The sequence below is a fragment of the Pseudomonas sp. ZL2 genome, assembly GCF_054788455.1.
Genome location: NZ_JBGOGX010000003.1, coordinates 289,078 through 314,215, shown reverse-complemented (window position 1 = coordinate 314,215; position 25,138 = coordinate 289,078). Strand labels below are relative to the sequence as shown.

Below are 25,138 nucleotides of genomic sequence, written 5' to 3'. Positions count from 1 at the left end.
TCAGATGGTGCAGAGGCATTGGAGCGATGGCACCAAAGATTCAAAGAGGAGCGCAGTCAGGACAAAGGTCGGTCCGAAAAGAAGCCAATTGCGCCATCGACTTCGAACACTAGTAAAAAAACAGACTGACCTGCGCCTCTTCCGGTATTCCAAAGCGATCATGTGAGTACTCTGCTACAGACGCTAATCGCGGTTCGAACAGACATAACGTGCTCCTCCCTTGTGCATTCAAATCGGGTCACCGATTTGAATGCACTTTTTTCTAGAATCGCCCGTTGAGAAACGTCGGCCAGATAAGCACAGGCCATCTGCCCTGTTTTGTCGGTTTGTCCGGCAAGCAGACCCATTAGCTGGCCTGGATCAATAGTCCAGGCGCGCGCTTGGCATAGTGTGCGCAGTCCATGTTTCTTTTTCACGGACGAAAAGCTATGCAGACTCTGGAGCGAAAGCTTGATATCCAGCCCCTGTCGCGGGCGGACATGACCATCGAACTCAACGGCCAGGCAGTCGCTGTCGCCGCCGGTGAAACCGTGCTCAGCGTGCTCAACGCTGTGGGCCTGCGCCAGGTGGCGCGCAACGATCACGATCAACTGACCGGCGCTTTCTGCGGCATGGGTGTCTGCCATTGCTGCCTGGTGTCGATCAACGGCCGGCCCAAGCGCCGCGCCTGCCAGACTGTGGTGCAGCCGGGTATGCAGGTCGAAACCGGGACCAACCGCTTTGCCGGGCAGGAGGCACCATGAGCCTGCGTCCAGTGATTGTCGGGGGTGGTTCGGCGGGTATGGCGGCGGCGATCGAGCTGGCCAACCACGGTGTTTCCAGCCTGTTGTTCGATGAAGCCTCGCGTCCGGGTGGCGTGGTCTTTCGCGGGCCGCTGCGCAGCGGCGTCGACCTGGGTTACCTGGGCGCCCGCTACAGCAAGGCGCTGAAGAAACTGCACAAGGATTTTGCCGCCTGCGGCGATCGTATCGACCTGCGCCTGAACAGCCGCGTGGTGGGTGGTGACGAGCAGCGCCTGATGGTGCTCGATGCCGAAGAAACCCTGCACGAGATCGACTATTCCCACCTGCTGCTGTCGGCCGGTTGCCATGAGCGCAACGTCCCCTTCGCCGGTTGGACCTTGCCTGGCGTCATGCTGCTCGGCGGGCTGCAACTGCAGATCAAGAGCGGCGTGGTCAAACCCCTGGGCAGTACCGTGATCGCCGGTACCGGGCCGTTGTTGCCGCTGGTGGCCTGCCAACTGCACGCGGCCGGGGCGAAAGTCGCCGGTGTCTATGAAGCCTGCCCGTTCAGCAAGATCGCCCGTGAAAGCCTGGCGCTGATGAACAAGCCGCAACTGTTCCTCGATGGCCTGAGCATGCTCGGCTACATGAAACTCAATGGCATCCCCATGTACTACGGCTGGGGCGTCGTCGAAGCCAAGGGCGAGGGCGAACTGGCTGAAGTGACCGTGGCACCCTACGGTGACGATTGGCAACCAGACCTCTCCCGCGCTCAACGCGAACCGGCGCAAACCCTGGCGGTGGGCTACGGCTTTATCCCGCGCACGCAACTCAGCCAGCAACTGGGTCTGGACCACGGCTTCAACGAAGACGGCTACCTGCGCCCGGAAAGCAACGTCTGGCAGCAAAGCAGCCAGGCGCATATCCACCTGGCTGGCGACATGGGCGGCATCCGTGGTGGCGAAGCGGCAATGCTCACCGGGCGCATCGCCGCCGTCTCGATCCTGCTGCAGCGCGAAGTGCTCAACGCTGAACAGGCCATCGAATTGCGCGAGAAGTACCTCGGCCAACTGGCGGCAATCAAGCGCTTTCGCGCTGGCGTAGAACGCTACACCCACCGCGGCACCAAGCAGATTGACCTGCCGCAGCCCGACACGGTGATCTGCCGCTGCGAACACGTGACCCGCAGCGACATCGACCGCGCCCTGGAGCAGGGTGTCGAAGACATGGCCGGGCTGAAGATGCGCACCCGGGTCAGTATGGGCGACTGCCAGGGGCGCATGTGCGTCGGCTACTGCAGCGATCGCCTGCGCGAAGCCACCGGGCGCGCCGACGTAGGCTGGCTGCGCCCGCGTTTCCCGATCGACCCGATTCCATTCTCTGCATTCCAGCAACTCGGCACGGAAGCCTGAAGCATGAACAGAACCTATGATGTGGTCATCGCCGGTGGCGGCGTGATCGGTGCGTCCTGCGCCTACCAGCTGTCCAAACGCAAAAACCTGAAAATCGCCCTGATCGATGCCAAGCGCCCGGGCAATGCCACCCGCGCCTCGGCGGGCGGCCTGTGGGCAATCGGCGAGTCGGTGGGCTTGGGCTGCGGGGTGATCTTCTTTCGCATGATGTCGGCCAAGCACAAGCGCGAGGCCCATGGCGCGGCAGTGGCGGTGGATTCGAGCACGCCGCATATCCTGCCGCAGTCGTTCTTCGACTTTGCCTTGCAGTCCAACGCACTTTATCCACAGCTGCACCGCGAGCTGATCGACCGCCACGGCATGGACTTCAAGTTCGAGCGCACCGGCCTCAAGTACGTGATCTACGACGATGAAGACCGCCTGTACGCCGAACACATCGTCGCGCAGATTCCGCACCTGGCCGACCAGGTACGCTGGCTCGACCGCGAGGCCCTGCGCCAGGCGGAGCCGGCAGTCAGCCATCAGGCCCATGGCGCTCTGGAGTTCCTTTGCGATCACCAGGTCAGCCCGTTCCGCCTGGCCGATTCCTATATGGAAGCGGCGCGCCAGAACGGCGTCGACCTGTTCCACAACACCAACATCACCGGCGTGCTGCACCAGGGCTCGCGGGTCAGCGGTGTGCAAACCGCAGAAGAGGGCACCTTTCACTGCGATACCCTGATCAACGCCGCTGGCGCCTGGGCCGCAGACTTGAGCGAATGGGCCACCGGCCTGCGGATTCCGGTCAAGCCGGTCAAAGGCCAGATCATCCTCACCGAGCGCATGCCCAAGCTGCTGCAAGGCTGCCTGACCACCAGCGATTGCTACATGGCGCAGAAGGACAACGGCGAGATCCTGATAGGCAGCACCACCGAGGACAAAGGCTTCGACGTCAGCAACACCTTCCCGGAAATCAACGGCCTGGTTCAGGGTGCGGTTCGCTGTGTACCGGAGCTGGCGCAGATCAACCTGAAACGCACGTGGGCCGGCCTGCGCCCGGGCTCGCCGGACGAGCTACCGATTCTGGGGCCGGTCACGGAAGTCAGTGGTTACCTGAATGCCTGTGGACACTTTCGCACCGGCATCCTCACTTCGGCCATCACCGGGGTGCTGATCGACAAGGTCGTGCATCAGGAAGCCCTGCCGCTGGATATCACTCCATTCCTGGCCGAGCGTTTTGACTTGCTTGCTGTGGAAAACAAGCAGGCTGCCCTGGCCTGATTGTGGATAAACCGGCCTTCAGCCCTGGGGGCCGGTATTCATCTGTGCCACTAAACTCAAGCACTGCCGGACCTGTGGCGAGTTATCCCCAGCCCGGCGACTGAGTATGATCGGTGACACTGCGGTTTTTTCTGGCAGTGGTGCATAAACAATGTCGGCGCGATGCTGGCTTTGCACGGACGCTGGCACCAACGTTATCCCCAGGCCAGCAGCAACCAGGCCCAGCGCGGTCTGCAGTTCGTTGGTCCACTGGATTACCTTGATGTTCACACCCTGGGCGGTAAACAGCGCCATGATGTGATCGGCGTAGCTCGGCCGCGGGTTGGCGGGGTAGAGCACGAAAGGCTCGTCGGCCAGGCGTTTGAGGTCCAGGGGCTGGCCGAGCAAAGGGTGCCCGCAGGGCAGGGCAACGACTAACGGTTCCTCGCGCAGCAACACCTGTTCGATGGCTGGATCCTTGATGTGGATGCGGCCAAAGCCGACATCGATGCGCCCGGCCTTGAGTGCCTCGACCTGCTGCAGGGTGATCATTTCCTGCAGGCCCAGCTCCATTTCCTCATTGCGCCGCAGCTGGCGAATCAACTCGGGCAGCAAGTCATAGAGCGTCGACGGCGCAAAGCCGATTCGCAGCCACTGCCGTTCACTGTTGGCGATGCGCCGGGTGCCTTCGGCGATCTGTTCGAGCTGGTCGAGCAAGGCAGCGCTCTGCTCGTGGAAAAACCGACCGGCTTCGGTCAGGCGCAGGGGCCTGCCACGCTCCAGCAGTTCGACGCCGAGGGTTTCTTCCAGCTGACGGATCTGCCGGCTCAAGGGCGGCTGGGCAATGTGCAGCTGCTCGGCGGCGCGGGTGAAATTGAGGGTTTGCGCGAGCACCCGGAAGTAGCGCAGATGACGCAATTCCATGATACCTCCAGGGTATGGTTGCCTACCCAACGGATATTGGACTGCCTGCAGGCGCTGGCGCAAGCTGCTGCCTTGTGGATAACCAGACCCTGTGGATATCGTCGTACGACCATAACAATGAGGCCAGCCCATGAGCAGCCAACTGTTGAGCGAGCGCAGCCGTGTGTTCCAGCATGCCGACCCTTATGCGGTGTCCGACTACGTCAACCAGCACGTTGGCGGCCACAGTCTGCGCCTGCCGCGCAGCGGTGACCTGCAGGCGAGCATCAACCATCGCAAGTTTGCCAGCCTCGACCTGTGCCGCCTGAGCTATGGGGGCAGGGCGCGGATTACTTCGCCGGCGCTGGGCACCCTGTATCACCTGCAGATATTGCTTAAAGGGCACTGCCATTCAAGCTGTCGCGGCGATGAGCATCACTATGTGCCCGGCGAGCTGCTGCTGATCAATCCGGACGATCCGGTTGACCTCACCTACTCGGCCGATTGCGAAAAATTCATCCTCAAGTTGCCGGCCAACCTGCTCGAACAGGCTTGTCTGGAACAGCGCTGGCAACTGCCCGAAGGCGGTATCCGCTTCACCAGCGCGCGTCATGCCACTGGCGCGCTGGCGGGGTTTATCGGCCTGATCGGGCTGGTGTGTGACGAAGCCGAATCCACCCAGTCGCTGCCGCAGGTGCAGGAGCATTACGGGCGCATCGTCGCCAGCAAGTTGCTGAGCCTTTTGGGCAACAACATCGATCGTTGCGAGCCGGGGTTGCAGACCCACTCGTTCGAACAGCTGGTGGCCTATATCGACGTCAACCTGCATAAGGATATCGGGGTCAGCCAGTTGATGACGGTAGCGCGGGTCAGCGAGCGTTCGTTGTATACGCTGTTCGAGCGTCACGCCGGCCTGTCACCCAAGGGGTATGTGCGCCAGCGCAAGCTCGAGCGGATTCACGCGGCCCTGCAGGACCCCTCCAGCCCGGTCCGCAATGTCACCGAAATCGCCCTGGACTACGGCTTCCTGCACCTGGGCCGCTTCGCCGAAAGCTATCGCCAGCGCTTCGGCGAGCTGCCTTCGGTTACCTTCAAACGCCACCGCTGAACGCTCATCGGCCCCTGCGCAATCTGGATAGCGATTCGCAGGAAACGGCTATTGGCGCCTTGCTGCTGCTCCTAACCTGACCTTGCGAACACTGCCCGGCCCCGCGCCCGGCAGGTATCGCCATTCAGGTTTCGATAACAACAACAAAAGAGACGCGCCTCATGCGAGCGATCGATATCAATAGCCTGATCGATCAGGCGAAGTTCAATTCCTTTCACTGGCGTGTGCTGTTCTGGTGTGCGCTGATCATCATCTTCGACGGTTACGACCTGGTCATCTACGGCGTGGTGCTGCCGGCCTTGATGCAGGAGTGGGGCATGACCCCGCTGCAGGCCGGTGCCCTGGGCAGCTATGCGCTGTTCGGCATGATGTTCGGCGCCCTGGTGTTCGGCCCGCTGTCGGATCGGATCGGGCGCAAGAAGGCCATCACCCTCTGCGTGATCCTGTTCAGCGGCTTTACCGTGCTCAACGGCTTTGCCCGCAACCCTGCCGAGTTCGGCCTCTGTCGCTTTCTGGCAGGGCTAGGGATCGGCGGGGTGATGCCCAACGTGGTGGCGCTGATGAACGAATATGCGCCCAAACGCATGCGCAGCACCCTGGTGGCGATCATGTTCAGTGGCTACTCGGTGGGCGGCATGCTCTCCGCCGGGTTGGGCATCGTGCTGTTGCCGGCCTTCGGTTGGCAGTCGGTGTTCTATGTGGCGATCATCCCCTTGCTGGTGCTACCGCTGATCCTGCGTTACCTGCCCGAGTCCCTGGGGTTTCTGGTGCGCCAGGGTCGTACCGAACAGGCCAGCCAGTTGCTGCAGCGGGTCGAGCCGAGCTATCAGCCACAAGCGGGTGATCGTCTGGAGGTGGTGACCGGCACTCAAGCCGGTGGCTCGGTACCGCAGCTGTTTCGCGAAGGGCGAGCGCTGAGTACGTTGATGCTCTGGGTCGCGTTTTTCTGCTGCTTGTTGATGGTCTATGCCCTCAATTCCTGGCTGCCCAAGCTGATGAACAACGCCGGCTACGGCCTGGGCTCGAGCCTGGCGTTTTTGCTGGTGCTGAACTTCGGCGCGATCTTCGGTGCGGTCGGCGGCGGCTGGATTGGTGACCGCTTCAAGCTCGATCGGGTGCTGGTGGTGTTCTTCGCCGTGGCGGCGTTGTCGATCAGCCTGCTCGGCTTCAAGAGCCCGACGCCGGTCTTGTACCTGCTGATCGCCATTGCCGGCGCGACCACCATCGGCACGCAGATTCTCGCCTATGCCTGTGTAGCCCAGTACTACCCCATGGGGATCCGTTCGACGGGATTGGGTTGGGCATCGGGTATCGGTCGCAGCGGGGCGATTATCGGGCCGATCCTGGGTGGGATGCTGCTGGGGATTCAGCTGCCGCTGGCGCTGAATTTCATGGCCTTTGCGCTGCCGGGGGCGGTAGCGGCGGTGGCGATGATGGTGTTTGCCGGGCGTGGTGCTGCCAGGGGCAGGGCGGCGTTGCAGTCAGCGGCATAGCCAAATAACCGCGTTGGCCCTATCGCTGGCAAAGCCAGCTCCCACAGTGGTCGGAGTACATAGCGTTCTTGTGGGAGCTGGCCTTGCCAGCGATGCAGGCGCCACAAATTTACAAGCCAAAACAACAATAACAAGAGCACCACTACCATGACCAACTTCCCACACTGCGGGTTGCTGTTTCTCTGCGCCCTGAGTTTCTGCGCCAATGCCGCCGAGCCGGGTTTTATCAAGGACGCCAGCGCTACCCTGCAAGCGCGTAACTACTACTTCAGCCGCGACTTTTCCGGCATTGTCGGTGCCAACCAGCAATCAAAGGCTGAGGAATGGGGCCAGGGCTTTATCTTCAACTTCAAGTCCGGTTATACCCCGGGCCCCTTGGGGGTGGGCGTCGATGCCATTGGCCTGCTCGGCCTCAAGCTCGACAGCAGCCCGGATCGCACCGGCACCGGTTTGCTGCCGGTGCAGGACGATGGCCGCGCTGCCGATGAGTACAGCCGGGTCGGCGCCACGCTGAAAATGCGCTATTCGAAGACCGAGCTGAAAGTCGGCGAGCTGCAAACCAATCTGCCCATCCTGCAATACAACGACTCGCGCCTGCTGCCACCAACCTACCAGGGCGTCAGCCTGACCTCGGCCGAGATAACCGGCCTGACCCTGCAGGCCGGCCACCTGAGTTCTACCAGCCTGCGCAACGAAGCCGGGGACGAGAAAATGATCGCCATGCTCGGCCACTTGCCCCAGCGCCAGGCCGACAGCGATGCCTTCAACTATGCCGGTGGCGACTACAGCTTCAACGCCAATCGCACCACCGCCAGCCTCTGGTACGGGCGCCTCGAAGATATCTATCAACAAGGCTTCGTGGGCTTGAAGCACAGCCAGCCCCTGGGCGACTGGACCCTGGGCGCCAACCTCGGTTACTTCACCGCCAGGGAGCAGGGCGATGCGCGCCTTGGTGATGTCGACAACCGGGCGTTCTATTCGCTGCTGTCGGCCAAGCGTGGCGGGCACACCTTCAGCGTCGGCTACCAGGCAATCTATGGTGACGATGCCTTCCCGCGGGTGTTCCCGAACATCTCGCCGCTGGGCAACGAAGTGCCAACCTATGAATTCTCCTACACCGATGAGCGTTCCTGGCAGGTACGTTATGACTATGACTTCGTGGCCATGGGCATACCGGGTTTGACTGCCACCGTGCGTTACCTGAAGGGCAATAACGTCGATACCGGGCTGGGCTTCGAGGGCAAGGAACATGAGCGCGATCTTGACCTTGGCTATGCGGTGCAGAGCGGGCTGCTCAAAGGGCTGGGGATACGGCTGCGCAATGCCATGGCACGGTCCAATTACCGTTCGGACATTGATGAGAACCGGGTGATCCTGAGTTACACCTGGACGTTGTTGTAGGCCATATCGCGGGGCAAGCCCGCTCCTACCGGGGTTGTGGGTAACTCTGTGGGAGCTGGCTTGCCAGCGATGCTTTTGGAAACACACCGTCCATCCCCAGGTTGCTCGCCGGCCAGTGCTATCGCTTAGACTGGCCGCATAACTACAACGAGTGACCTGGTATGGCTGGTATGGCCGATATGGGTATGGACAGTCCCCTGCTCAGCGAACGCAGCCGGGTGTTCGAGCGTGCAGACCCTCATGCGGTGTCGACCTACGTCAACCAGCATGTCGGCCCCCATTGCATTCGCCTGCCGCGCTACGGGCATCCGGAGGCGTACCTCAACCATCGCAAGTTCGCCAGCCTCGACCTGTGCCGGATCAGCTACGGCGGCGATGTGCGGGTGATGTCGCCAGCGCTGGAGAACGTCTTTCACCTGCAGATCCTGCTGCGTGGCCACTGCCTCTGGCGCCGTGGCCGTGAAGAGCGCCTGCTGACCCCCGGCGGGCTGCTGCTGATCAACCCCGACGAACCGGTCGACCTGGCCTATTCCGCGGATTGCGAGAAGTTCATCCTCAAGCTGCCCACCCGCCTGCTCGAATCAGTGTGCGACGAGCAACGCTGGCAGCGCCCCAGCGAAGGTGTGCGCTTTCTCGATCATCACTACCAGCTGTTGGCGCTGGAAGGCTTTGCCGGGCTGCTGGCGATGGTCTGCCAGGAGGCCGAAAGCAACGAGCCGATGCTGCGGGTGCAGGAGCACTACAGCCAGATCGTCGCCAGCAAGCTGCTGACCCTGATGCACACCAACGTCAGCCGTGAAGCCCTGAGCAGCCAGGCGGCATCCTTCGAGCGGATTGCCGAGTACATCAGTGCCAACCTCAAGCAGGACATCTGCAGCGAACAGCTGGCGCAGCAGGCGAGCATGAGCCTGCGCTCGCTGTATGCCTTGTTCGAGCGCAACGCTCGCACCACGCCCAAGCTGTATATCCGCCAGCAGAAACTCGAACGCATCCGCGCCAGCCTCAGCGACCCCGACTGCAAGGTGCGCAACATCACCGAGCTGGCCATGGACTATGGCTTCGTCCACCTCGGGCGTTTTTCTGAACACTACAAGTCGCTATTCGGCGAACTGCCCTCCGACACCCTCAAGCGCCGCCTCTGACACTTTGCAGAAAACGGATAAAGGTCTGCACAAAGCGGATATTTACCGTGCCCCTCGCTCCCTAACCTGACATGGCCTGAACACAATAACAACGGAGGCCCCGGCCATGTCCCTGGGATTCGATTACCTTAATTCCCTGCTTGAAGAAGATCAGGAGAAGGGCGTCTTTCGCTGCAAGCGCGAGATGTTCACCGACCCCCGTCTGTTCGATCTGGAAATGAAACATATCTTTGAGGGCAACTGGCTGTACCTTGCCCACGAAAGCCAGATTCCTGAAAAGAACGACTTCCTCACCACCACCATGGGGCGCCAGCCGATCTTCATCGCGCGCAACAAGGATGGGGTGCTCAATGCCTTCCTCAATGCCTGCAGCCATCGCGGTGCGATGCTTTGCCGACACAAGAGCGGTAACCGCTCGTCCTACACCTGCCCGTTCCACGGCTGGACCTTCAACAACTCCGGCAAGCTGCTCAAGGTCAAGGATCCGGTCGACGCCGGCTACCCGGCCAGCTTCAACTGCGAAGGCTCCCACGACCTGACCAAGGTCGCCCGTTTCGAGTCCTACCGCGGCTTCCTGTTCGCCAGCCTCAACCCGGACGTGGTGCCCTTGGTGGAGCACCTGGGTGAGTCGGCGAAGATCATCGACATGATCGTCGACCAGTCGGCCGATGGCCTGGAAGTGCTGCGCGGTTCGTCCTCGTACATCTACGAAGGCAACTGGAAGCTGACCGCTGAAAACGGCGCCGATGGTTACCACGTCAGCGCCGTGCACTGGAACTACGCCGCTACCCAGAACCAGCGCAAGCAGCGTGAAGCCGGTGATGAGGTCAAGACCATGAGCGCGGGCGGCTGGGCCAAGAGCGGTGGTGGTTTCTATTCCTTCGACAAGGGCCATCTGCTGCTCTGGACTCGCTGGGCCAACCCCGAGGACCGGCCGCTGTTCGAGCGCCGTGACGAACTGGCGGCTGACTTCGGCCAGGCTCGCGCCAACTGGATGATCGAGAACTCGCGCAACCTGTGCCTGTACCCGAACGTGTACCTGATGGACCAGTTCAGCTCGCAGATCCGCATCGCTCGGCCGATCGCCGTGGACAAGACCGAGATCACTATCTATTGCATCGCCCCCAAGGGCGAGAGCGACGAGGCGCGAGCCCAGCGTATTCGCCAGTACGAAGACTTCTTCAACGTCAGTGGCATGGCCACCCCGGATGACCTGGAAGAATTCCGCTCCTGCCAGATGGGCTATCAGGGCGGGCGGGGCTGGAACGACATGTCCCGTGGTGCCACCCATTGGGTCGAAGGCGCCGATGCCGCCGCGCAGGAAATCGACCTGCATCCGCAACTGAGCGGCGTGCGCACCGAAGACGAAGGCCTGTTCGTGCTGCAACACAAGTACTGGCAGGAAACCATGCTCAAGGCCCTCGCCGCCGACCAGCAGTTGATCCCCGTGGAGGCCGTGCAATGAGCATTTCCTTCGAGCAAGTGCGCGACTTTCTCTTTGAAGAAGCACGCTACCTGGACGACAGCCATTGGGACCAGTGGCTGGAGTGCTACGCCGCCGACGCCACCTTCTGGATGCCGGCCTGGGACGATAACGACCAGCTCACCGAAGACCCGCAACGGGAAATCTCGCTGATCTGGTACGGCAATCGTGGTGGCCTGGAAGACCGGGTGTTCCGGATCAAGACCGAACGCTCCAGCGCGACCATGCCCGACACCCGGACCTCGCACAACATCAGCAATATCGAGCTGCTGGAGCAGGGCGAAGGCCTGTGCAAGGTGCGCTTCAACTGGCACACCCTGAGCTTTCGCTACAAGACCGTCGACAGCCACTTCGGCACCAGCTTCTACACCCTCGATATCCGCGGCGAACGGCCGCTGATCAAGGCCAAGAAGGTAGTGCTCAAGAACGACTACGTGCGTCAGGTCATCGACGTTTATCACATCTGAATCCTGCTTTGCTGCGAGGTGCGCCATGCACAAGATCGCCTTGAATTTCGAGGACGGGGTCACCCGTTTCATCGACGCCACCGCTGACGAAAGCGTGGCCGATGCCGCTTACCGCCAGGGCATCAACATTCCGCTGGATTGCCGCGACGGCGCCTGCGGTACCTGTAAGTGTTTCGCCGAAGCTGGCCGTTACGACCTCGGTCAGGAATACATCGAAGACGCCTTGAGCGAGGAAGAAGCCGCCCAGGGCTATGTGCTGACCTGCCAGATGCGCGCCGAGAGCGATTGCGTGGTGCGTGTGCCGGCTTCGTCGCAACTGTGCAAGACCGAGCAGGCCAGCTATCAGGCCAGCATCAGCGCCGTGCGCCAGTTGTCCGACAGCACCATTGCCCTGTCGATCAAGGGCGAGGCCCTGAGCCGCCTGGCGTTTTTGCCGGGGCAGTACGTCAACCTCGGCGTGCCCGGCAGTGAGCAGACTCGCGCCTATTCCTTCAGCTCGTTGCAAAAGGACGGTGAGATCAGCTTTCTGATCCGCAACGTGCCGGGCGGCTTGATGAGCAGCTTTCTTACCGGCCTGGCCAAGGCGGGCGACAGCATGACCCTGGCCGGCCCGCTGGGCAGTTTCTACCTGCGCGAGATCCGTCGGCCGTTGTTGTTGCTGGCCGGTGGTACCGGGCTGGCGCCGTTCACCGCGATGCTGGAGAAAATCGCCGAAGAGGGCAGCGAGCATCCGCTGCACCTGATCTACGGCGTCACCAACGACTTCGACCTGGTCGAACTCGACCGCCTGCAGGCCTTTGCTGCGCGCATCCCGAATTTCAGCTTTGGCGCCTGCGTAGCCAACCCCGAGAGCCAGCATCCGCTCAAGGGCTATGTCACCCAGCACATCGAGCCGCACCACCTCAACGAAGGCGATGTCGATGTGTACCTGTGCGGGCCGCCACCGATGGTTGAGGCGGTCAGCCAGTACATCCGCGAACAGGGCATCACCCCGGCGAACTTCTACTACGAAAAATTCGCCGCCGCCGCTGCCTGAAGCCGTTTTATGGGGCCGGGCGCATCGTGCGGGTACGGTCGGTCCCTTTTTTATTCGAGGTTGTCATGAACAGATTCACCAACAAGGTCGCGCTGGTTACCGGCGCGGCGCAGGGGATCGGCCGTCGTCTGTGCGAGCGTCTGCTTGCAGAAGGCGCGACGCTGGTGGCCGTGGATCGCTCGGAGCTGGTGCATGAACTGCAAGGCGAGGGCGTGCTGAGTTTGACCGCCGATCTTGAACAGCACAGCGAGTGCAGCCGAGTGATGGCCGCTGCGGTGGAGCATTTCGGCCGCCTCGATGTGCTGGTCAACAACGTTGGCGGCACCCTCTGGGCCAAGCCGTTCGAGCACTACGAAGCGGCGCAGATCGAAGCGGAAGTGCGCCGCTCGCTGTTTCCCACGCTGTGGTGCTGCCATGCGGCGCTGCCCTACATGCTTGAGCAGGGCAGTGGGGCGATCGTCAACGTCTCCTCGATCGCTACCCGCAGCATCAATCGCGTGCCCTATGGCGCGGCCAAGGGTGGCGTCAATGCACTGACTGCCTGCCTGGCCTTTGAAACCGCCGGACGCGGAGTGCGGGTCAACGCCACGGCGCCCGGCGGCACCGACGCACCGCCACGGCGGGTACCGCGCAACAGTGCCGAGCAGAGCGCCGAGGAGAAAGTCTGGTACCAGCAGATCGTCGATCAGACCCTCGACAGCAGCCTGATGAAACGCTACGGCAACCTCGATGAACAGGTTGGCGCAATCCTCTTCCTCGCTAGCGACGAAGCCTCTTACATCACCGGCACGGTGCTGCCGGTCGGCGGCGGCGACCTCGGTTGAGCGCCCCTGGAGAACCTTGATGAGTCATCCCCTGATTGAGCGCATCTCGACCCTGATCGTCGACTTGCCAACCATTCGCCCGCACAAGCTGGCGATGCACACCATGCAGAAGCAAACCCTGGTGATCATCCGCCTGCAGTGCAGCGACGGTATCGAAGGCCTCGGCGAAGCCACCACCATCGGTGGCCTGGCCTACGGCAACGAAAGCCCGGAAAGCATCAAGCAGAATATCGACAGCTATTTCGCGCCGCTGCTGACCGGCCTGGATGCCAGCAACATCAACGCCGCCATGCAGCGCCTGGACAAGGTGATCAAGGGCAACACCTTTGCCCGCTCGGGGATCGAAAGCGCCTTGCTCGATGCTCAAGGCAAACGCCAGGGCCTGGCGGTCAGCGAGCTGCTCGGCGGGCGTGTACGCGACAGCCTGGAAGTGGCCTGGACCCTGGCCAGCGGCGACACCGGGGGCGACATCGCCGAGGCCGAGCAGATGCTCGACCTGCGCCGTCACCGGATCTTCAAGCTGAAGATCGGCGCCAACGAAGTGGCCCATGACCTGCGCCATGTCATCGCGATCAAGCGGGCACTGGGCGAGCGTGCCAGCGTGCGCGTCGACGTCAATCAGTACTGGGACGAGTCCCAGGCGATCCGCGCCTGCCAGGTGCTGGGCGACAACGGCATCGACCTGATCGAGCAACCGATCTCGCGCATCAACCGTGCCGGCCAGGTGCGCCTGAACCAGCGCAGCCCGGCACCGATCATGGCTGATGAATCAATCGAAAGCGTCGAGGATGCCTTCAGCCTCGCGGCTGACGGCGCCGCCAGCATCTTCGCCCTGAAGATCGCCAAGAACGGTGGCCCACGCGCTGTGCTGCGTACCGCGCAAGTTGCCGAAGCCGCCGGTATCGCCCTGTACGGCGGGACCATGCTCGAAGGCTCGATCGGCACCCTGGCTGCCGCCCATGCCTTCGTCACCCTCAACCAACTGACCTGGCATACCGAGCTGTTCGGCCCACTGCTGCTGACTGAAGAAATCGTGATCGATGCGCCGGTGTACCGCGACTTCGCCCTGCAGGTACCCCGCACTCCCGGCCTTGGCCTGACCCTGGACGAAGAGCGCTTGGCGTTCTTCAGCCGCACGTAAGCAAGGAGAGACACCATGTTGTTCCACGTGAAAATGACCGTGAAATTGCCCCTGGACATGGACCCGACCAAAGCCGCGCAGCTCAAGGCCGACGAGAAGGAACTGGCCCAGCGCCTGCAGCGCGAAGGCAGTTGGCGCCACCTGTGGCGCATCGCCGGGCATTACGCCAACTACAGCGTGTTCGACCTGCCCAGCGTCGAAGCCCTGCACGACACCCTGATGCAACTGCCGTTGTTCCCCTACATGGACATCGAAGTCGACGGCCTGTGCCGCCACCCGTCATCGATCCACAGCGACGACCGCTGAACAACGAGCGCCGATAACAACAATTCGAGGTAACCCGTCATGACCGTGAAGATTGCTCACACTGCCGATATCCAGAAATTCTTCGAAGAAGTCAGTGGCCTGCACAACGACCAGGGCAGCCCGCGCCTGAAGCTGCTGACCCAGCGCATCGTCAACGATGTGGCGCGCCTCATCGAAGACCTGCAAGTGACCCCCGACGAGTTCTGGAAGGCGGTCGACTACCTCAACCGCCTCGGCTCGCGCCAGGAAGCCGGGCTGCTGGTTGCCGGGCTCGGCGTCGAGCACTATCTGGACCTGCAACTGGACGCCCAGGATGCCGAAGCCGGCATCAGTGGCGGCACCCCGCGGACCATCGAAGGCCCGTTGTATGTGGCGGGTGCCCCGCTGGCCGAAGGCGAGGTGCGTATGGACGATGGCCGTGACCCGGGCACGGTGATGTTCCTCCAGGGCCGCGTGCTGGATGAACAGGGCCAGCCGGTAGCTGGCGCCGTGGTCGACCTGTGGCATGCCAACACTCAGGGCACCTACTCGTATTTCGACAGCACGCAGTCCGAGTTCAACCTGCGCCGGCGCATCGTTACCGACGCCGAAGGCCGCTACCGCGCCCGCAGTATCGTGCCGTCGGGCTACGGTTGCCCTGCGGACGGGCCGACCCAGGAGTTGCTCACTCAGCTCGGTCGTCACGGCAATCGCCCAGCGCATATCCACTTCTTCATCTCGGCCCCTGGCTACCGGCACCTGACCACCCAGATCAACCTGGCGGGCGATGAGTACCTGTGGGATGACTTCGCCTACGCCACCCGTGACGGGTTGATTGGCGAGTTGCGCTTTGTCGAGGATGCGGCGGCGGCCGATGTTCGTGGTGTGGAGGGGCGCTTTGCCGAGATGGACTTTGACTTCCAGCTGTTGAGTGCGCCCAAGCCTGCCAGTGAGCAGCGCAGCCAGCGGCCGCGGGCGTTGCAGGACGTTTGAGGCCGGGTTGAATCCATCGCTGGCAAGCCAGCTCCCACAAGGTTCAGTGCAAACCCTGTGGGAGCTGGCTTGCCAGCGATGCCTTTCAGAAGCCCACGACTGGATAAATTCATGAAAACAATATTCCAGGACTTCTCCCTCTCCGCCCTGGTCGCCGGCTTCATCGCCACCCTGATTTCCTACGCCGGCCCCTTGGTGATCATCTTCCAGGCCGCCCACAGCGCCCAGCTGTCGGCGGCCGAACTGTCTTCATGGGTCTGGGCGATTTCCATCGGCAGCGGCCTGCTCGGGGTAATCCTCAGCCTGCGCTACAAGGTGCCACTGGTGATTGCCTGGTCGGCACCGGGCTCGGCATTGCTGGTAGCGTTGTTGCCGGGAGTCGCCTTTGCCGAAGCCGTCGGTGCCTACATCGTCGCCAACCTGGTGATCCTGCTGGTGGGGCTGTCCGGCGCCTTCGACCGTATCGTCGGCAAGCTGCCGCCAGCCATATCGGCAGCGATGCTGGCGGGCATCCTGTTCAGCTTCGGCACGGGTCTGTTCGTTTCGCTGAAATCGCAGCCAACCCTGGTGCTGGCGATGTTCGTCAGCTACCTGCTGTTCAAGCGTCTGGCCCCGCGCTATGCGGTGCTGGCGGTGCTGGTCTGCGGCGTGAGCATTGCTGTGCTGGGCGGTGAGTTGAACAGCTCGGCACTGGTGATCGGCCTGGCCACGCCGGTATGGACCACGCCAGCGTTTAGCTGGAATGCAGTACTGAGCATCAGCCTGCCGCTGGTGATGGTGGCCCTGACCGGGCAATTCGTGCCGGGCATCGCGGTGTTGCGCAACGACGGGTATCGCACACCTGCCAGCCCGATCATTGCCAGCAATGCCCTGACCAGCCTATTGCTGGCGCCGTTCGGTTGCCATGGCCTTAACCTGGCGGCGATCACCGCAGCAATCTGTACCGGACGCGAGGCTCATGACGACCCTGGCCGCCGCTATTGGGCCGGGGTTTGGGGTGGCGTGCTGTATTTGCTGCTGGGATTATTCGGCGCGACCCTGGTTTCACTGTTCACCGCCTTCCCCGCTGCCTTGATTGCGGCCCTGGCCGGGTTGGCGTTGTTCGGGGCGATTGGCGGCGCACTGGCCGGGGCGATGAGCGTGCCGAGTGACCGTGAAGCGGCGCTGATCACCTTTCTCGTGACCGCTTCGGGCATGTCATTTCTTGGTTTGTCGGCGGCGTTTTGGGGGCTGATTTTCGGCCTGTTCGCACACTGGCTGCTCAACCTGCGGCGATTGACGCCACAGGCTGGCAGGGCAGGGGTGCAGGCTGACTGATCAGATCTGCATGGCTTTGCCGTCGACGTTCATCGCTGCCTGGCGCAGGGCTTCGGAGCGGGTCGGGTGCGGGTGGCAGGTGAGGGCGATGTCTTCAGCCGAGGCGCTGAACTCCATGGCCACGCAGTACTCGCCGATCATCTCGCTGACACTCGGGCCGACCAGGTGCACACCCAGCACTTCATCGGTACGGGCGTCAGCCAGGACCTTGGCAAAGCCTTCGGTCTCGTGGTTGATCTTGGCCCGGCTGTTGGCGCTGAAAGGGAACTTGCCGACCTTGTACTCGCGCCCTTCGGCCTTGAGCTGTTCTTCGGTCTTGCCGACGCTGGCCAGCTCCGGGCGGGTGTAGATCACCGCCGGGATCAGGTTGTAATTGACCTCATGAGCCTTGCCGGCGATCTGCTCGATGCAGGAGACGGCTTCGTCCTCGGCTTTGTGCGCGAGCATCGCCCCGGAAGTGACATCGCCAATCACCCAGACCCCCGGCACGCTGGTGCGGTGGTGCTGGTTGGCGAGCATGCCGCGCTTGTCAGTCTCAAGGCCGACACTTTCCAGGCCCAGGCCCTGGGTGTAGGGGCGCCGGCCGATGGCGACCAGCACGTAATCGGCTTCGAGGGTTTCGGCGCTGCCGCCAGCGGCAGGCTCCAGGCTCAGGTTCACCCCGTGCGCCGAAGCGCTGGCCTGGGTGACCTTGCTGCCGAGCTTGAACTTCATGCCTTGCTTGGCCAGGGAGCGTTGCAGGGTTTTTGCCGCTTCTTCATCGGTGCCGGGGCAGATGCGATCAAGGTACTCGACCACGGTCACCTGGCTGCCCAGCCGGCGCCACACCGAACCCAACTCCAGGCCGATCACGCCGGCGCCGATCACCACCAGGTGCCTGGGCACCTCACTCAGGGCCAGGGCACCGGTGGAGTCGATGATGCGCTGGTTGTCGATAGTGACACCTGGCAGCGGCGTTGGCTCGGAACCGGTAGCGATGACGATGTCCTTGGCCTGCAGCTCGGTGACAGCGCCCTGGTCGTCGGTCACTTTGACCCGGCCGATGCCGTCGAGCTTGCCCCAGCCCTTGATCCAGTCGACCTTGTTTTTACGGAACAGGAACTCGATGCCCTTGGTCAGGCCGCTGACGCTTTCGTCCTTCTGCTTCATCATCTGCGCAAGGTTGAGGGTTGGTTTGACTTCGATGCCGAGGCTGGCGAACTCGCTGCCAACTGCCGCCTCATACAGCTCGGAGGCATGCAACAGGGCCTTGGACGGCATGCAGCCGACGTTCAGGCAGGTGCCGCCGAGGGTTGAACGGCCTTCCACGCACGCTACGCTCAGGCCCAGCTGGCCAGCGCGGATGGCCGCGTTGTAGCCGCCAGGCCCGCCGCCGATGATCACCACATCATAGTTTTTCATTGTTGTACTCCAGGATGAAGAATCGACAATGGCGCCAAGACTAATCCGCAATTCGATTGATTGTATACAATTGATCGCGGGCTTGATCAGGCGTCGCAAGGTCTGGAACGGGGCAGATAGGCTCAGACTATGGTCGGCATTAGCTGAAACTTGCTGTAGATGAACTACCCTTTTCGACAGACGTCCGATGAAAAAAGGAGGCTCATTTCATGCTTGCGCAACTTCCACCTGTTCTGCAAAGCCTGCAACTGCCGCTGCGATTGAAGCTCTGGGATGGGCATGCGTTCGATCTGGGACCAAAGCCGCAGGTCACCATCCTGGTCAAGGATCCGCAACTGATCACCCAACTGACCCATCCGAGCCTGGATGAACTGGGTGCGGCATTCGTTGAAGGCAAGCTGGAACTGGAAGGCTCCATCGCTGAGGTGATCCGTGTCTGCGACGAACTCAGCGTGGCCTTGCTCAAGGATGAAGAAGACGATCAGCCGGTGCGTACCGAGCATGACAAGGCTACCGATGCGGCAGCGATCTCTTACCACTACGACCTGTCCAACGCCTTCTACCAGCTGTGGCTGGATAGCGACATGGCGTACTCATGCGCCTATTTCAAATCGGCAACCAACACGCTGGAGCAAGCCCAACAGAACAAGTTCGAGCACCTGTGCCGCAAGCTGCGCCTGCAGAAAGGCGACTACCTGCTCGATGTCGGTTGTGGCTGGGGCGGGCTGGCGCGCTATGCGGCGAGGGAGTTCGGCGCCAAGGTGTTCGGCATCACCTTGAGCCAGGAGCAGCTCAAGCTGGCCCGTGAACGGGTCAAGGCCGAAGACCTGGAAGGGCAGGTGGAGCTGCAGATTCTTGATTACCGTGACCTGCCCCAGGACGGCCGCTTCGACAAGGTAGTGAGTGTCGGTATGTTCGAACACGTCGGCCATGCCAACCTGGCGCTGTATTGCCAGCGGCTGTTCGGGGCAGTGCGCGAAGGCGGCGTGGTGATGAACCACGGCATTACCTCCAAGCACACCGATGGACGACCGGTCGGGCGTGGCGCCGGTAGTTTTATCGAGCGCTACGTATTTCCCCATGGCGAGCTGCCGCACCTGTCGATGATCAGTGCGCGGATCAGCGAGGCGGGCCTGGAAATCGTCGACGTCGAGAGCCTGCGCCTGCATTACGCGCGGACCCTGGAACATTGGAGCAACCGTCTCGAAGCACAACTCGATAAGGCTGGCGCGCTGGTGCCAGAGAAGGCCCTGCGCATCTGGCGCCTGTACCTGGCCGGTTGTTCCTACGCCTTTGCCAAGGGCTGGATCAACCTGCACCAGATCCTCGCGGTGAAACCTTTCGCCGATGGCAGCCATGACCTGCCGCTGACCCGTGCAGACTTCTACCGCTGAAGCGCCTTACAAGATCGGTGAGATCAACCTGGCGATACGCATCCCCAGTTGTTGCAGGCGGTGCGTGTCGCGAGTGTCTTCGGCGGTGATCTCCCGGGCTCGATCGAAGTCATGGGCGAGCATGGCTTCGACCTGGTCGGCGAACTCGCGGTCCACCGTCAGCAGCATGATTTCGAAGTTGAGGCGGAACGAACGGTTGTCGAGGTTGGCGCTGCCGATGGCGCTGATCTCGCTATCGACCAGCACCACCTTCTGATGCAGGAACCCCGGCTCATAGCGAAACATACGCACCCCGGCGCGCACCGCCTCGAAGGCGAACAGGCTGGAGGCGGCGTAGACGATGCGGTGGTCCGGTCGCGAAGGAATCAGGATGCGCACATCCACACCGCGCAATACCGCCAGGCGCAAGGCAGCGAACACCGCCTCGTCGGGGATGAAGTAGGGGCTGGTGATCCACAGCCGTTCGCGCGCCGCGTGAATGGCCTCGACGAAGAACAGTGAGCAGGTCTCCTGTGGGTCGGCCGGACCGCTGGCCAACACCTGGCAGAGCACACCGTCTTCCGGGTAGGTATCCGGCAGAATCAGTGGCGGTAGGTTTCGCGACGCCCAGAACCAGTCTTCGGCGAACGACTCCTGCAAGCAGGCCAGCACCGGCCCGCTGACCTGTACGTGAGTATCACGCCAGGGCGACAGCTTGGGGTTGCCGCCGAGGTACTCATCGCCAACGTTATGCCCGCCAAGAAACCCCTGCAGGCCATCGACCACGACGATCTTGCGGTGGTTGCGGAAGTTGACCTGGAAGCGGTTGAACCAGCCGCGGCGGGTAGCGAAGGCGCGGATGTTCACGCCGCCGTCACGCAGCTTCTGGCTGTAGGCGGAAGGCAGGGCGTGGCTGCCGACGCGGTCATAGAGCACGTAGACCTTCACGCCTTCGGCGGCTTTTTCTAGCAACAGGGTTTGCAACTGCCGCCCGAGGGTATCGTCGTGAATGATGAAGAACTGCACCAGCACCGTATCGCGAGCGCCAGCAATGGCGCGCAAGATCGCATCGAAGGTGGCCTTGCCGTCGACCAGCAAGCGCACCTGGTTATTGGCCAGGCACGGCATGCGCCCGAGCTTGGGCATCGCCCGCAGTGCGCCATAGGATTCCGAGTTGCGCGCGGCCAAGGCTTCCTCGACCCAGGGTCGCCAGTTCAGGTCGGCCATGGCCACGTGCATTTCGCGGTTGGCCTGGCGCCGGGCCTGGATGTAGGCGTCGAAGGTTCGGCTGCCGAATACCAGATAGGGAATGAGGGTGAAGTAGGGAATGAACAGCAGCGACAACGCCCAGGCAATTGCCCCCTGGGCCGTGCGCACGGTGAACACTGCGTGCAAGGCTGCGATTGCGCCAAGCAGGTGAATCACGCCAATGAGGTAACCGAAGAAGTAGGGGCTGTGGTAATCCATACGCATCCTGCTGTCCGAAGGCTCTGCCCCTAACAGAGCATGTTCATGGCAGCACTTGCAACCGAAAGCACAAATTGACGTCTAAGCTGTGTTCCAGCTTGGGGCTGGAGTTTCGAGGAGTCATTACATGAAGAATCGTCTGCCGCTGCTGGCACTGGTGCTGGGCCTGGCAAGCCCGTTGGTGCATGCGCAGGTGCTGCAACCTGGCCTGTGGGAGCTGACCACCAGCAACATGCAGGTCGATGGCAAGCCGTTGCCGGACATGGGCTTCATGCTCGGCCAACTGAAGAACCTGCCGCCTGAACAACGGGCGATGATCGAGGGTGGCCTGGCCAAGCAAGGGATCAGCGTGGCCGGTCAGGGCGTACGTTCCTGTCTGACGCCTGAGCAGGTGAAAACCAATGACATTCCGCTGCAGGATCCCAAGTCCGGCTGTACTCAAAAAATCACCGAGCGCAACGGCAATGTCTGGAAGTTCACCTTCAGCTGCCCGAAAGCCCAGGGCAATGGTGAGGCTCAGTTCCTCAGCGACCGCGAGTTCCTGACCAAGGTCAACGGCACCTTCAATGCCTCCGGCGTGCAACAGCAAGGCAGCATGAACACCCGTGCGGTGTGGCTGGGTAATGATTGCGGTACGGTCAAACCGCGAACCTGAAGCGCCTCACCACCGCCATTGGCTGTGAGCGACTGCGTCGTGGGCGTGCAGGCTTTCGGCATGTTCCACGCGCAGGTTGAAGCCGCCGAGCCAGGGCAGGGTTTTCAAGGCCACGTGCAGTCGCCGGGCGGCATCTTCACAGAACATAAGATTCTGTCCATTGGCCAAGGCAAAGGCCTGTTCATCGGCGCGCTTTACCGCAGTTTGTACCGCAGTGCCCAAGGCATTTTCGGCCTGGTTGATCAACGCTTCTAGCGGCAGTTCGTTAATCCCTTGCCTCAAACGAACCTGCAGCTTCGCCACACTGCGTTGGCTGTGGGGGGTAGCGACGATACCTTCGGCACTGCCCAGCCAACTCAAGACAGCTTCATGGCTCAAGCTGCGATTGCCAAAGTCGGTGAGGAACTGCTGCTGAATCAACTGTCGAGCCAAGGCAGCGGAGCAGGGACAGGTGGAGGAATACTCCACATCGACAAATAGTTCCACGTGGAACACTCCGTCTTTTATCTGCGCATCCAGGGTAACCGGATAGGCTTTCCAGCCCGCCAACGGGCTGATCAGGGCAGGTCGTTTGAGCATCAGTTCGAAACGAAGGGTCAAGAACGCGCTGGCGGAAAGCCCGATATGACTATCGAGAAACCGCTCCAGAACTTCGTTCACTAACGCAGGGCTCAACGCTTGTTGTTCTAGAGCTTCCAGCGCCAGGTACAAGCGTGACATGTGAATGCCCCGAGAGGCGCCATCATCAAGGCTGACACCCGCGTCGGCACTTGCTGGCAAAATCTGCCCATTGATCCGTAGGGGCAGGGCAATACCACTCATGCCCACCCAATCCAGTGGCAACTGGCTGTTAGTGGCTTGGGCAGCAATGTCAGGAAGGGTGAAAGCGCTCATCAGTGGTTCACTTTTCAAGGAAGACTATTGGCAGCCGCTCAGGCGATTGCAGCGCAGATTGAAACGCTGCCCGGTGGAACTGGACACGCTGTTCAAGGTGGTCCAACCCACGCGCCGGCTGTAACCGACCCAGGTTTCACCGTTGCTCGCCACGCCTGTGTAAAAGGTCAGCTGGCCATAACGGCTGTTGGTTTGTGCCCATAGCCTGCGACCTTCCATTTCAAAGCCGCGCAGGTAGGTAGTGCTGCCCTGGGTTTGCACGCTGTAGTAATTGCCTTGGGCATCGCTGCAGGCAAGCAGTGTTGCGCTGCGGGTACAGAGCGCCAGGCCGTTGCTGAGGGGCGCGGTGTTCGCGCTGGCGAACTCGCACAGCAGCAATGCGGCGAAGGCAAACAAGCAACGCGATTTCATCTTTCAGGTCGGCCTTTGGTCATGTTCTGAGCGAAGTGGGTTGGCGAGATTGTATTGTTATAATATAACATTGCGCAATGCATCGTTCGAATGCACTCGCCCTGATGAGGATAGCCCCCATGCCCAACCGTCTTCCCGTCACCGTGCTCTCCGGCTTTTTGGGTGCCGGCAAAAGCACGCTGCTCAATCACGTGCTGAAAAACCGCGACAACCTGCGGGTCGCGGTGATCGTCAACGACATGAGTGAAATCAACATCGATGCCAGTGAGGTCCAGCGCAACGTCAGCCTCAACCGCGCCGAAGAGAAGCTGGTGGAGATGAGCAACGGTTGCATCTGCTGCACCCTGCGTGAAGACCTGCTCGAAGAGGTCGCCCGCCTGGCCCGTGAGGGGCGTTTCGATTACCTGTTGATTGAGTCCACCGGCATCTCCGAGCCGTTGCCGGTAGCCGAGACCTTCACCTTTCGTGATGAGCAAGGCCGCAGTCTGGCCGACCAGGCACGCCTGGACACCATGGTCACCGTGGTCGATGGTTTGAACTTCCTGCGTGATTATCAGGCAGCCGAAAGCCTGGCCAGCCGTGGCGAAACCCTTGGTGAAGAAGATGAGCGCTCGATCAGTGACCTGCTGATCGAACAGGTGGAATTTGCCGACGTGATTCTGCTGAGCAAGATCGACCTGATCAGCAGCGCCGAGCGCGAAGAGCTCAGTGCCATTCTGCGCAGTCTCAACGCCCAGGCGCAGATTGTGCCGATGGTCATGGGCCAGGTGCCGTTGCAACAGATCCTCAACACCGGTCTGTTCGACTTCGAGCGCGCCGCCCAGGCGCCCGGCTGGCTGCAGGAACTGCGCGGGGAGCATGTGCCGGAAACCGAGGAGTACGGCATTGCCGCTACTACCTGGCAAGCGCGCCGGCCGCTGCATCCGCAGCGCTTTTTCGACTTTATCCACAAGCCCTGGGACAACGGCCGGCTGCTGCGCTCCAAGGGCTTCTTCTGGCTGGCCAGCAAGCACCAGGACGCCGGGAGCTGGTCGCAAGCGGGCGGTATGATGCGCCATGGTTTTGCCGGGCGCTGGTGGCGTTTTGTTCCACGCGAGCATTGGCCGCAGGATGAGCAGAGTACTGCAGCCATCCTCAAGAACTGGAATGCCGAATGCGGCGATTGCCGCCAGGAGCTGGTGTTCATTGGGCAGAACATCGACTTCGCCCGGCTGGATGCCGAGCTCTCGGCCTGCCTGCTCAGCGATGCAGAAATGGCCGCAGGCGTGCACAGCTGGCGGCAATTGTCCGACCCGTTTGGCCCCTGGTTCGACGAGGAAGCGGCGTGATGCGCCAGGCATTCGGCGAAACCCCTCAGGTACTCACCGAGGCGTTGCAGGATGGCGTGAACCTCGCGGTGTGGCAGCGGCGCCTGCCGGTGCAGATCGAGGACTTTGCCCGGTTGCTGTTGTCGCTGAACCAACCGCTCGGTGAAAGCCGGGTCATCGAACTGGATGAGCAGCAACAGCTGCCGGACCTCAGTGGCTTGCTGGGCAGTTATGCCGACCTGGAGGGCCACGTGGCGTTTCTGACCGATGTTGCCTGGCTGGTAGCCGCCTACGCTTGCCTGCTTGATGCCCGGCGTGTCGGACTGCGGTTACAGGCGCTGAGCAACGCCATGTGCCCGCGGTTTCATGTCGATCATGTCCCCCTGCGTTTGCTGAGCACCTACGCCGGCCCGGGCAGTGAATGGCTGGAAGAAGGCGCAGTCGACCGATCGCAGCTCGCCCGGGAACAACCGGATGCCAATGCCGTCCGCCAGTTGGCCGTGGGCGAGGTGGCTTTGCTCAAGGGCGAGAAATGGCTCGGCAATCAGGGCGCCGGGCTGGTCCATCGTTCGCCGATGCTGGTGAACGGCGAACGTCGTCTGATCCTCAGCCTTGACTGGATGGCCTGAAATAGCGGCATAGTGGTGAAAATTTCAGGCACTCT

24 protein-coding genes are annotated in these 25,138 nt (G+C 61.8%); 19 read left to right on the top strand and 5 right to left on the bottom strand.

What is annotated here, in order from left to right; all coding sequences use genetic code 11:
- The first annotated feature begins 428 nt into the window (after positions 1–428).
- The 3 genes from hcnA to hcnC are packed head-to-tail and all read left to right on the top strand — an operon-like array spanning position 429 to position 3,394.
- Entirely contained in the window at positions 429–743 is a 315-nt protein-coding gene (gene hcnA / locus ABM562_RS05165; protein ID WP_038997941.1) for a cyanide-forming glycine dehydrogenase subunit HcnA, read from the top strand.
- Positions 740–2,134: a cyanide-forming glycine dehydrogenase subunit HcnB gene (gene hcnB, locus ABM562_RS05160; RefSeq protein ID WP_134065266.1), complete on the top strand. Its 1,395-nt coding sequence runs from the start codon at positions 740–742 to the stop codon at positions 2,132–2,134. Before hcnA ends, hcnB begins: the two co-directional genes overlap by 4 nt.
- A 3-nt stretch (positions 2,135–2,137) precedes the next feature.
- Positions 2,138–3,394, top strand: a complete 1,257-nt coding sequence (gene hcnC, locus ABM562_RS05155; protein ID WP_115084579.1) for a cyanide-forming glycine dehydrogenase subunit HcnC — start codon at positions 2,138–2,140, stop codon at positions 3,392–3,394.
- Positions 3,395–3,412: 18 nt separating this feature from the next.
- Here the strand turns inward: hcnC and ABM562_RS05150 are convergent, their stop codons facing one another.
- Complete coding sequence (locus ABM562_RS05150; RefSeq protein ID WP_134065264.1) at positions 3,413–4,297, bottom strand: LysR family transcriptional regulator; 885 nt, start codon at positions 4,295–4,297, stop codon at positions 3,413–3,415.
- 130 nt (positions 4,298–4,427) lie between these two features.
- Here ABM562_RS05150 and ABM562_RS05145 point away from each other — a divergent pair, with 130 nt between their 5' ends.
- The 12 genes from ABM562_RS05145 (at position 4,428) to ABM562_RS05090 (ending at position 16,966) form a co-directional block, all read left to right on the top strand.
- Positions 4,428–5,384 (top strand): AraC family transcriptional regulator, encoded by a 957-nt coding sequence (locus ABM562_RS05145; protein WP_460421062.1) that lies wholly within the window; start codon positions 4,428–4,430, stop codon positions 5,382–5,384.
- A 161-nt stretch (positions 5,385–5,545) separates the two neighbouring features.
- A complete protein-coding gene (locus ABM562_RS05140) occupies positions 5,546–6,877 on the top strand; it encodes an aromatic acid/H+ symport family MFS transporter (RefSeq protein ID WP_115084584.1) in 1,332 nt (443 codons plus the stop codon).
- Positions 6,878–7,024: 147 nt separating this feature from the next.
- Complete coding sequence (locus tag ABM562_RS05135) at positions 7,025–8,278, top strand: OprD family porin (protein ID WP_258578594.1); 1,254 nt, start codon at positions 7,025–7,027, stop codon at positions 8,276–8,278.
- A 185-nt stretch (positions 8,279–8,463) separates the two neighbouring features.
- Entirely contained in the window at positions 8,464–9,420 is a 957-nt protein-coding gene (locus tag ABM562_RS05130; protein ID WP_134065260.1) for an AraC family transcriptional regulator, read from the top strand.
- Between the two features lie 106 nt (positions 9,421–9,526).
- Positions 9,527–10,885 (top strand): benzoate 1,2-dioxygenase large subunit, encoded by a 1,359-nt coding sequence (gene benA / locus ABM562_RS05125; protein WP_115084587.1) that lies wholly within the window; start codon positions 9,527–9,529, stop codon positions 10,883–10,885.
- A complete protein-coding gene (gene benB / locus ABM562_RS05120) occupies positions 10,882–11,370 on the top strand; it encodes a benzoate 1,2-dioxygenase small subunit (protein ID WP_134065256.1) in 489 nt (162 codons plus the stop codon). Before benA ends, benB begins: the two co-directional genes overlap by 4 nt.
- A gap of 25 nt (positions 11,371–11,395) precedes the next feature.
- Positions 11,396–12,406 (top strand): benzoate 1,2-dioxygenase electron transfer component BenC, encoded by a 1,011-nt coding sequence (benC, locus tag ABM562_RS05115; RefSeq protein ID WP_460421060.1) that lies wholly within the window; start codon positions 11,396–11,398, stop codon positions 12,404–12,406.
- A 65-nt stretch (positions 12,407–12,471) separates the two neighbouring features.
- Positions 12,472–13,230 (top strand): 1,6-dihydroxycyclohexa-2,4-diene-1-carboxylate dehydrogenase, encoded by a 759-nt coding sequence (locus ABM562_RS05110; protein WP_115084592.1) that lies wholly within the window; start codon positions 12,472–12,474, stop codon positions 13,228–13,230.
- Between the two features lie 19 nt (positions 13,231–13,249).
- Positions 13,250–14,371 (top strand): muconate cycloisomerase family protein, encoded by a 1,122-nt coding sequence (locus tag ABM562_RS05105; protein ID WP_460421058.1) that lies wholly within the window; start codon positions 13,250–13,252, stop codon positions 14,369–14,371.
- Between the two features lie 15 nt (positions 14,372–14,386).
- Complete coding sequence (catC, locus tag ABM562_RS05100; protein WP_460421056.1) at positions 14,387–14,677, top strand: muconolactone Delta-isomerase; 291 nt, start codon at positions 14,387–14,389, stop codon at positions 14,675–14,677.
- A 39-nt stretch (positions 14,678–14,716) separates the two neighbouring features.
- On the top strand, positions 14,717–15,649 hold the full coding sequence (gene catA / locus ABM562_RS05095; protein ID WP_115084598.1) for a catechol 1,2-dioxygenase: 933 nt from the start codon (positions 14,717–14,719) through the stop codon (positions 15,647–15,649).
- A 111-nt stretch (positions 15,650–15,760) separates the two neighbouring features.
- A complete protein-coding gene (locus ABM562_RS05090; protein ID WP_115084600.1) occupies positions 15,761–16,966 on the top strand; it encodes a benzoate/H(+) symporter BenE family transporter in 1,206 nt (401 codons plus the stop codon).
- Here the strand turns inward: ABM562_RS05090 and lpdA are convergent, their stop codons facing one another.
- Positions 16,967–18,367 (bottom strand): dihydrolipoyl dehydrogenase, encoded by a 1,401-nt coding sequence (gene lpdA / locus ABM562_RS05085; protein WP_233673843.1) that lies wholly within the window; start codon positions 18,365–18,367, stop codon positions 16,967–16,969.
- 209 nt (positions 18,368–18,576) lie between these two features.
- On the opposite strand from lpdA, the gene cfaB reads away from it, so the two are divergent.
- Positions 18,577–19,761 carry a C17 cyclopropane fatty acid synthase CfaB gene (cfaB, locus tag ABM562_RS05080; protein ID WP_115084603.1) on the top strand — a complete coding sequence of 395 codons (1,185 nt, stop codon included), beginning with the start codon at positions 18,577–18,579 and terminating at the stop codon, positions 19,759–19,761.
- A 6-nt stretch (positions 19,762–19,767) separates the two neighbouring features.
- Here cfaB and cls read toward each other — a convergent pair whose 3' ends face one another.
- Positions 19,768–21,207, bottom strand: a complete 1,440-nt coding sequence (cls, locus tag ABM562_RS05075) for a cardiolipin synthase (RefSeq protein WP_115084605.1) — start codon at positions 21,205–21,207, stop codon at positions 19,768–19,770.
- Positions 21,208–21,334: 127 nt separating this feature from the next.
- On the opposite strand from cls, the gene ABM562_RS05070 reads away from it, so the two are divergent.
- The gene (locus tag ABM562_RS05070; protein WP_115084606.1) at positions 21,335–21,862 is read left to right on the top strand and encodes a DUF3617 domain-containing protein; all 528 of its coding nucleotides are present in this window, start codon (positions 21,335–21,337) and stop codon (positions 21,860–21,862) included.
- A 6-nt stretch (positions 21,863–21,868) separates the two neighbouring features.
- On the opposite strand, the gene folE2 is transcribed toward ABM562_RS05070, so the two are convergent.
- Positions 21,869–22,756: a GTP cyclohydrolase FolE2 gene (gene folE2, locus ABM562_RS05065; RefSeq protein ID WP_346617415.1), complete on the bottom strand. Its 888-nt coding sequence runs from the start codon at positions 22,754–22,756 to the stop codon at positions 21,869–21,871.
- A gap of 24 nt (positions 22,757–22,780) precedes the next feature.
- The gene (locus tag ABM562_RS05060; RefSeq protein WP_115084608.1) at positions 22,781–23,167 is read right to left on the bottom strand and encodes a glutamine synthetase; all 387 of its coding nucleotides are present in this window, start codon (positions 23,165–23,167) and stop codon (positions 22,781–22,783) included.
- A 119-nt stretch (positions 23,168–23,286) separates the two neighbouring features.
- On the opposite strand from ABM562_RS05060, the gene zigA reads away from it, so the two are divergent.
- Together zigA and ABM562_RS05050 are read left to right on the top strand one after the other, a co-directional pair.
- On the top strand, positions 23,287–24,495 hold the full coding sequence (zigA, locus tag ABM562_RS05055; RefSeq protein WP_115084609.1) for a zinc metallochaperone GTPase ZigA: 1,209 nt from the start codon (positions 23,287–23,289) through the stop codon (positions 24,493–24,495).
- A complete protein-coding gene (locus ABM562_RS05050; RefSeq protein ID WP_346617416.1) occupies positions 24,495–25,103 on the top strand; it encodes a DUF1826 domain-containing protein in 609 nt (202 codons plus the stop codon). Before zigA ends, ABM562_RS05050 begins: the two co-directional genes overlap by 1 nt.
- Positions 25,104–25,138: the final 35 nt, after the last annotated feature.

Bases quoted from the DNA above. Each gene is read 5' to 3' on its own strand.
- lpdA (WP_233673843.1), bottom strand. From the start codon at position 18,367: ATGAAAAACTATGATGTGGTGATCATCGGCGGCGGGCCTGGCGGCTAC.
- ABM562_RS05145 (WP_460421062.1), top strand. From the start codon at position 4,428: ATGAGCAGCCAACTGTTGAGCGAGCGCAGCCGTGTGTTCCAGCATGCC.
- hcnC (WP_115084579.1), top strand. From the start codon at position 2,138: ATGAACAGAACCTATGATGTGGTCATCGCCGGTGGCGGCGTGATCGGT.
- cfaB (WP_115084603.1), top strand. From the start codon at position 18,577: ATGCTTGCGCAACTTCCACCTGTTCTGCAAAGCCTGCAACTGCCGCTG.
- folE2 (WP_346617415.1), bottom strand. From the start codon at position 22,756: ATGAGCGCTTTCACCCTTCCTGACATTGCTGCCCAAGCCACTAACAGC.
- hcnA (WP_038997941.1), top strand. From the start codon at position 429: ATGCAGACTCTGGAGCGAAAGCTTGATATCCAGCCCCTGTCGCGGGCG.
- ABM562_RS05150 (WP_134065264.1), bottom strand. From the start codon at position 4,297: ATGGAATTGCGTCATCTGCGCTACTTCCGGGTGCTCGCGCAAACCCTC.
- benB (WP_134065256.1), top strand. From the start codon at position 10,882: ATGAGCATTTCCTTCGAGCAAGTGCGCGACTTTCTCTTTGAAGAAGCA.
- ABM562_RS05135 (WP_258578594.1), top strand. From the start codon at position 7,025: ATGACCAACTTCCCACACTGCGGGTTGCTGTTTCTCTGCGCCCTGAGT.
- hcnB (WP_134065266.1), top strand. From the start codon at position 740: ATGAGCCTGCGTCCAGTGATTGTCGGGGGTGGTTCGGCGGGTATGGCG.
- ABM562_RS05140 (WP_115084584.1), top strand. From the start codon at position 5,546: ATGCGAGCGATCGATATCAATAGCCTGATCGATCAGGCGAAGTTCAAT.
- ABM562_RS05060 (WP_115084608.1), bottom strand. From the start codon at position 23,167: ATGAAATCGCGTTGCTTGTTTGCCTTCGCCGCATTGCTGCTGTGCGAG.
- ABM562_RS05130 (WP_134065260.1), top strand. From the start codon at position 8,464: ATGGACAGTCCCCTGCTCAGCGAACGCAGCCGGGTGTTCGAGCGTGCA.
- benC (WP_460421060.1), top strand. From the start codon at position 11,396: ATGCACAAGATCGCCTTGAATTTCGAGGACGGGGTCACCCGTTTCATC.
- catC (WP_460421056.1), top strand. From the start codon at position 14,387: ATGTTGTTCCACGTGAAAATGACCGTGAAATTGCCCCTGGACATGGAC.
- catA (WP_115084598.1), top strand. From the start codon at position 14,717: ATGACCGTGAAGATTGCTCACACTGCCGATATCCAGAAATTCTTCGAA.
- cls (WP_115084605.1), bottom strand. From the start codon at position 21,207: ATGGATTACCACAGCCCCTACTTCTTCGGTTACCTCATTGGCGTGATT.
- zigA (WP_115084609.1), top strand. From the start codon at position 23,287: ATGCCCAACCGTCTTCCCGTCACCGTGCTCTCCGGCTTTTTGGGTGCC.
- ABM562_RS05105 (WP_460421058.1), top strand. From the start codon at position 13,250: ATGAGTCATCCCCTGATTGAGCGCATCTCGACCCTGATCGTCGACTTG.
- ABM562_RS05050 (WP_346617416.1), top strand. From the start codon at position 24,495: ATGCGCCAGGCATTCGGCGAAACCCCTCAGGTACTCACCGAGGCGTTG.
- benA (WP_115084587.1), top strand. From the start codon at position 9,527: ATGTCCCTGGGATTCGATTACCTTAATTCCCTGCTTGAAGAAGATCAG.
- ABM562_RS05070 (WP_115084606.1), top strand. From the start codon at position 21,335: ATGAAGAATCGTCTGCCGCTGCTGGCACTGGTGCTGGGCCTGGCAAGC.
- ABM562_RS05090 (WP_115084600.1), top strand. From the start codon at position 15,761: ATGAAAACAATATTCCAGGACTTCTCCCTCTCCGCCCTGGTCGCCGGC.
- ABM562_RS05110 (WP_115084592.1), top strand. From the start codon at position 12,472: ATGAACAGATTCACCAACAAGGTCGCGCTGGTTACCGGCGCGGCGCAG.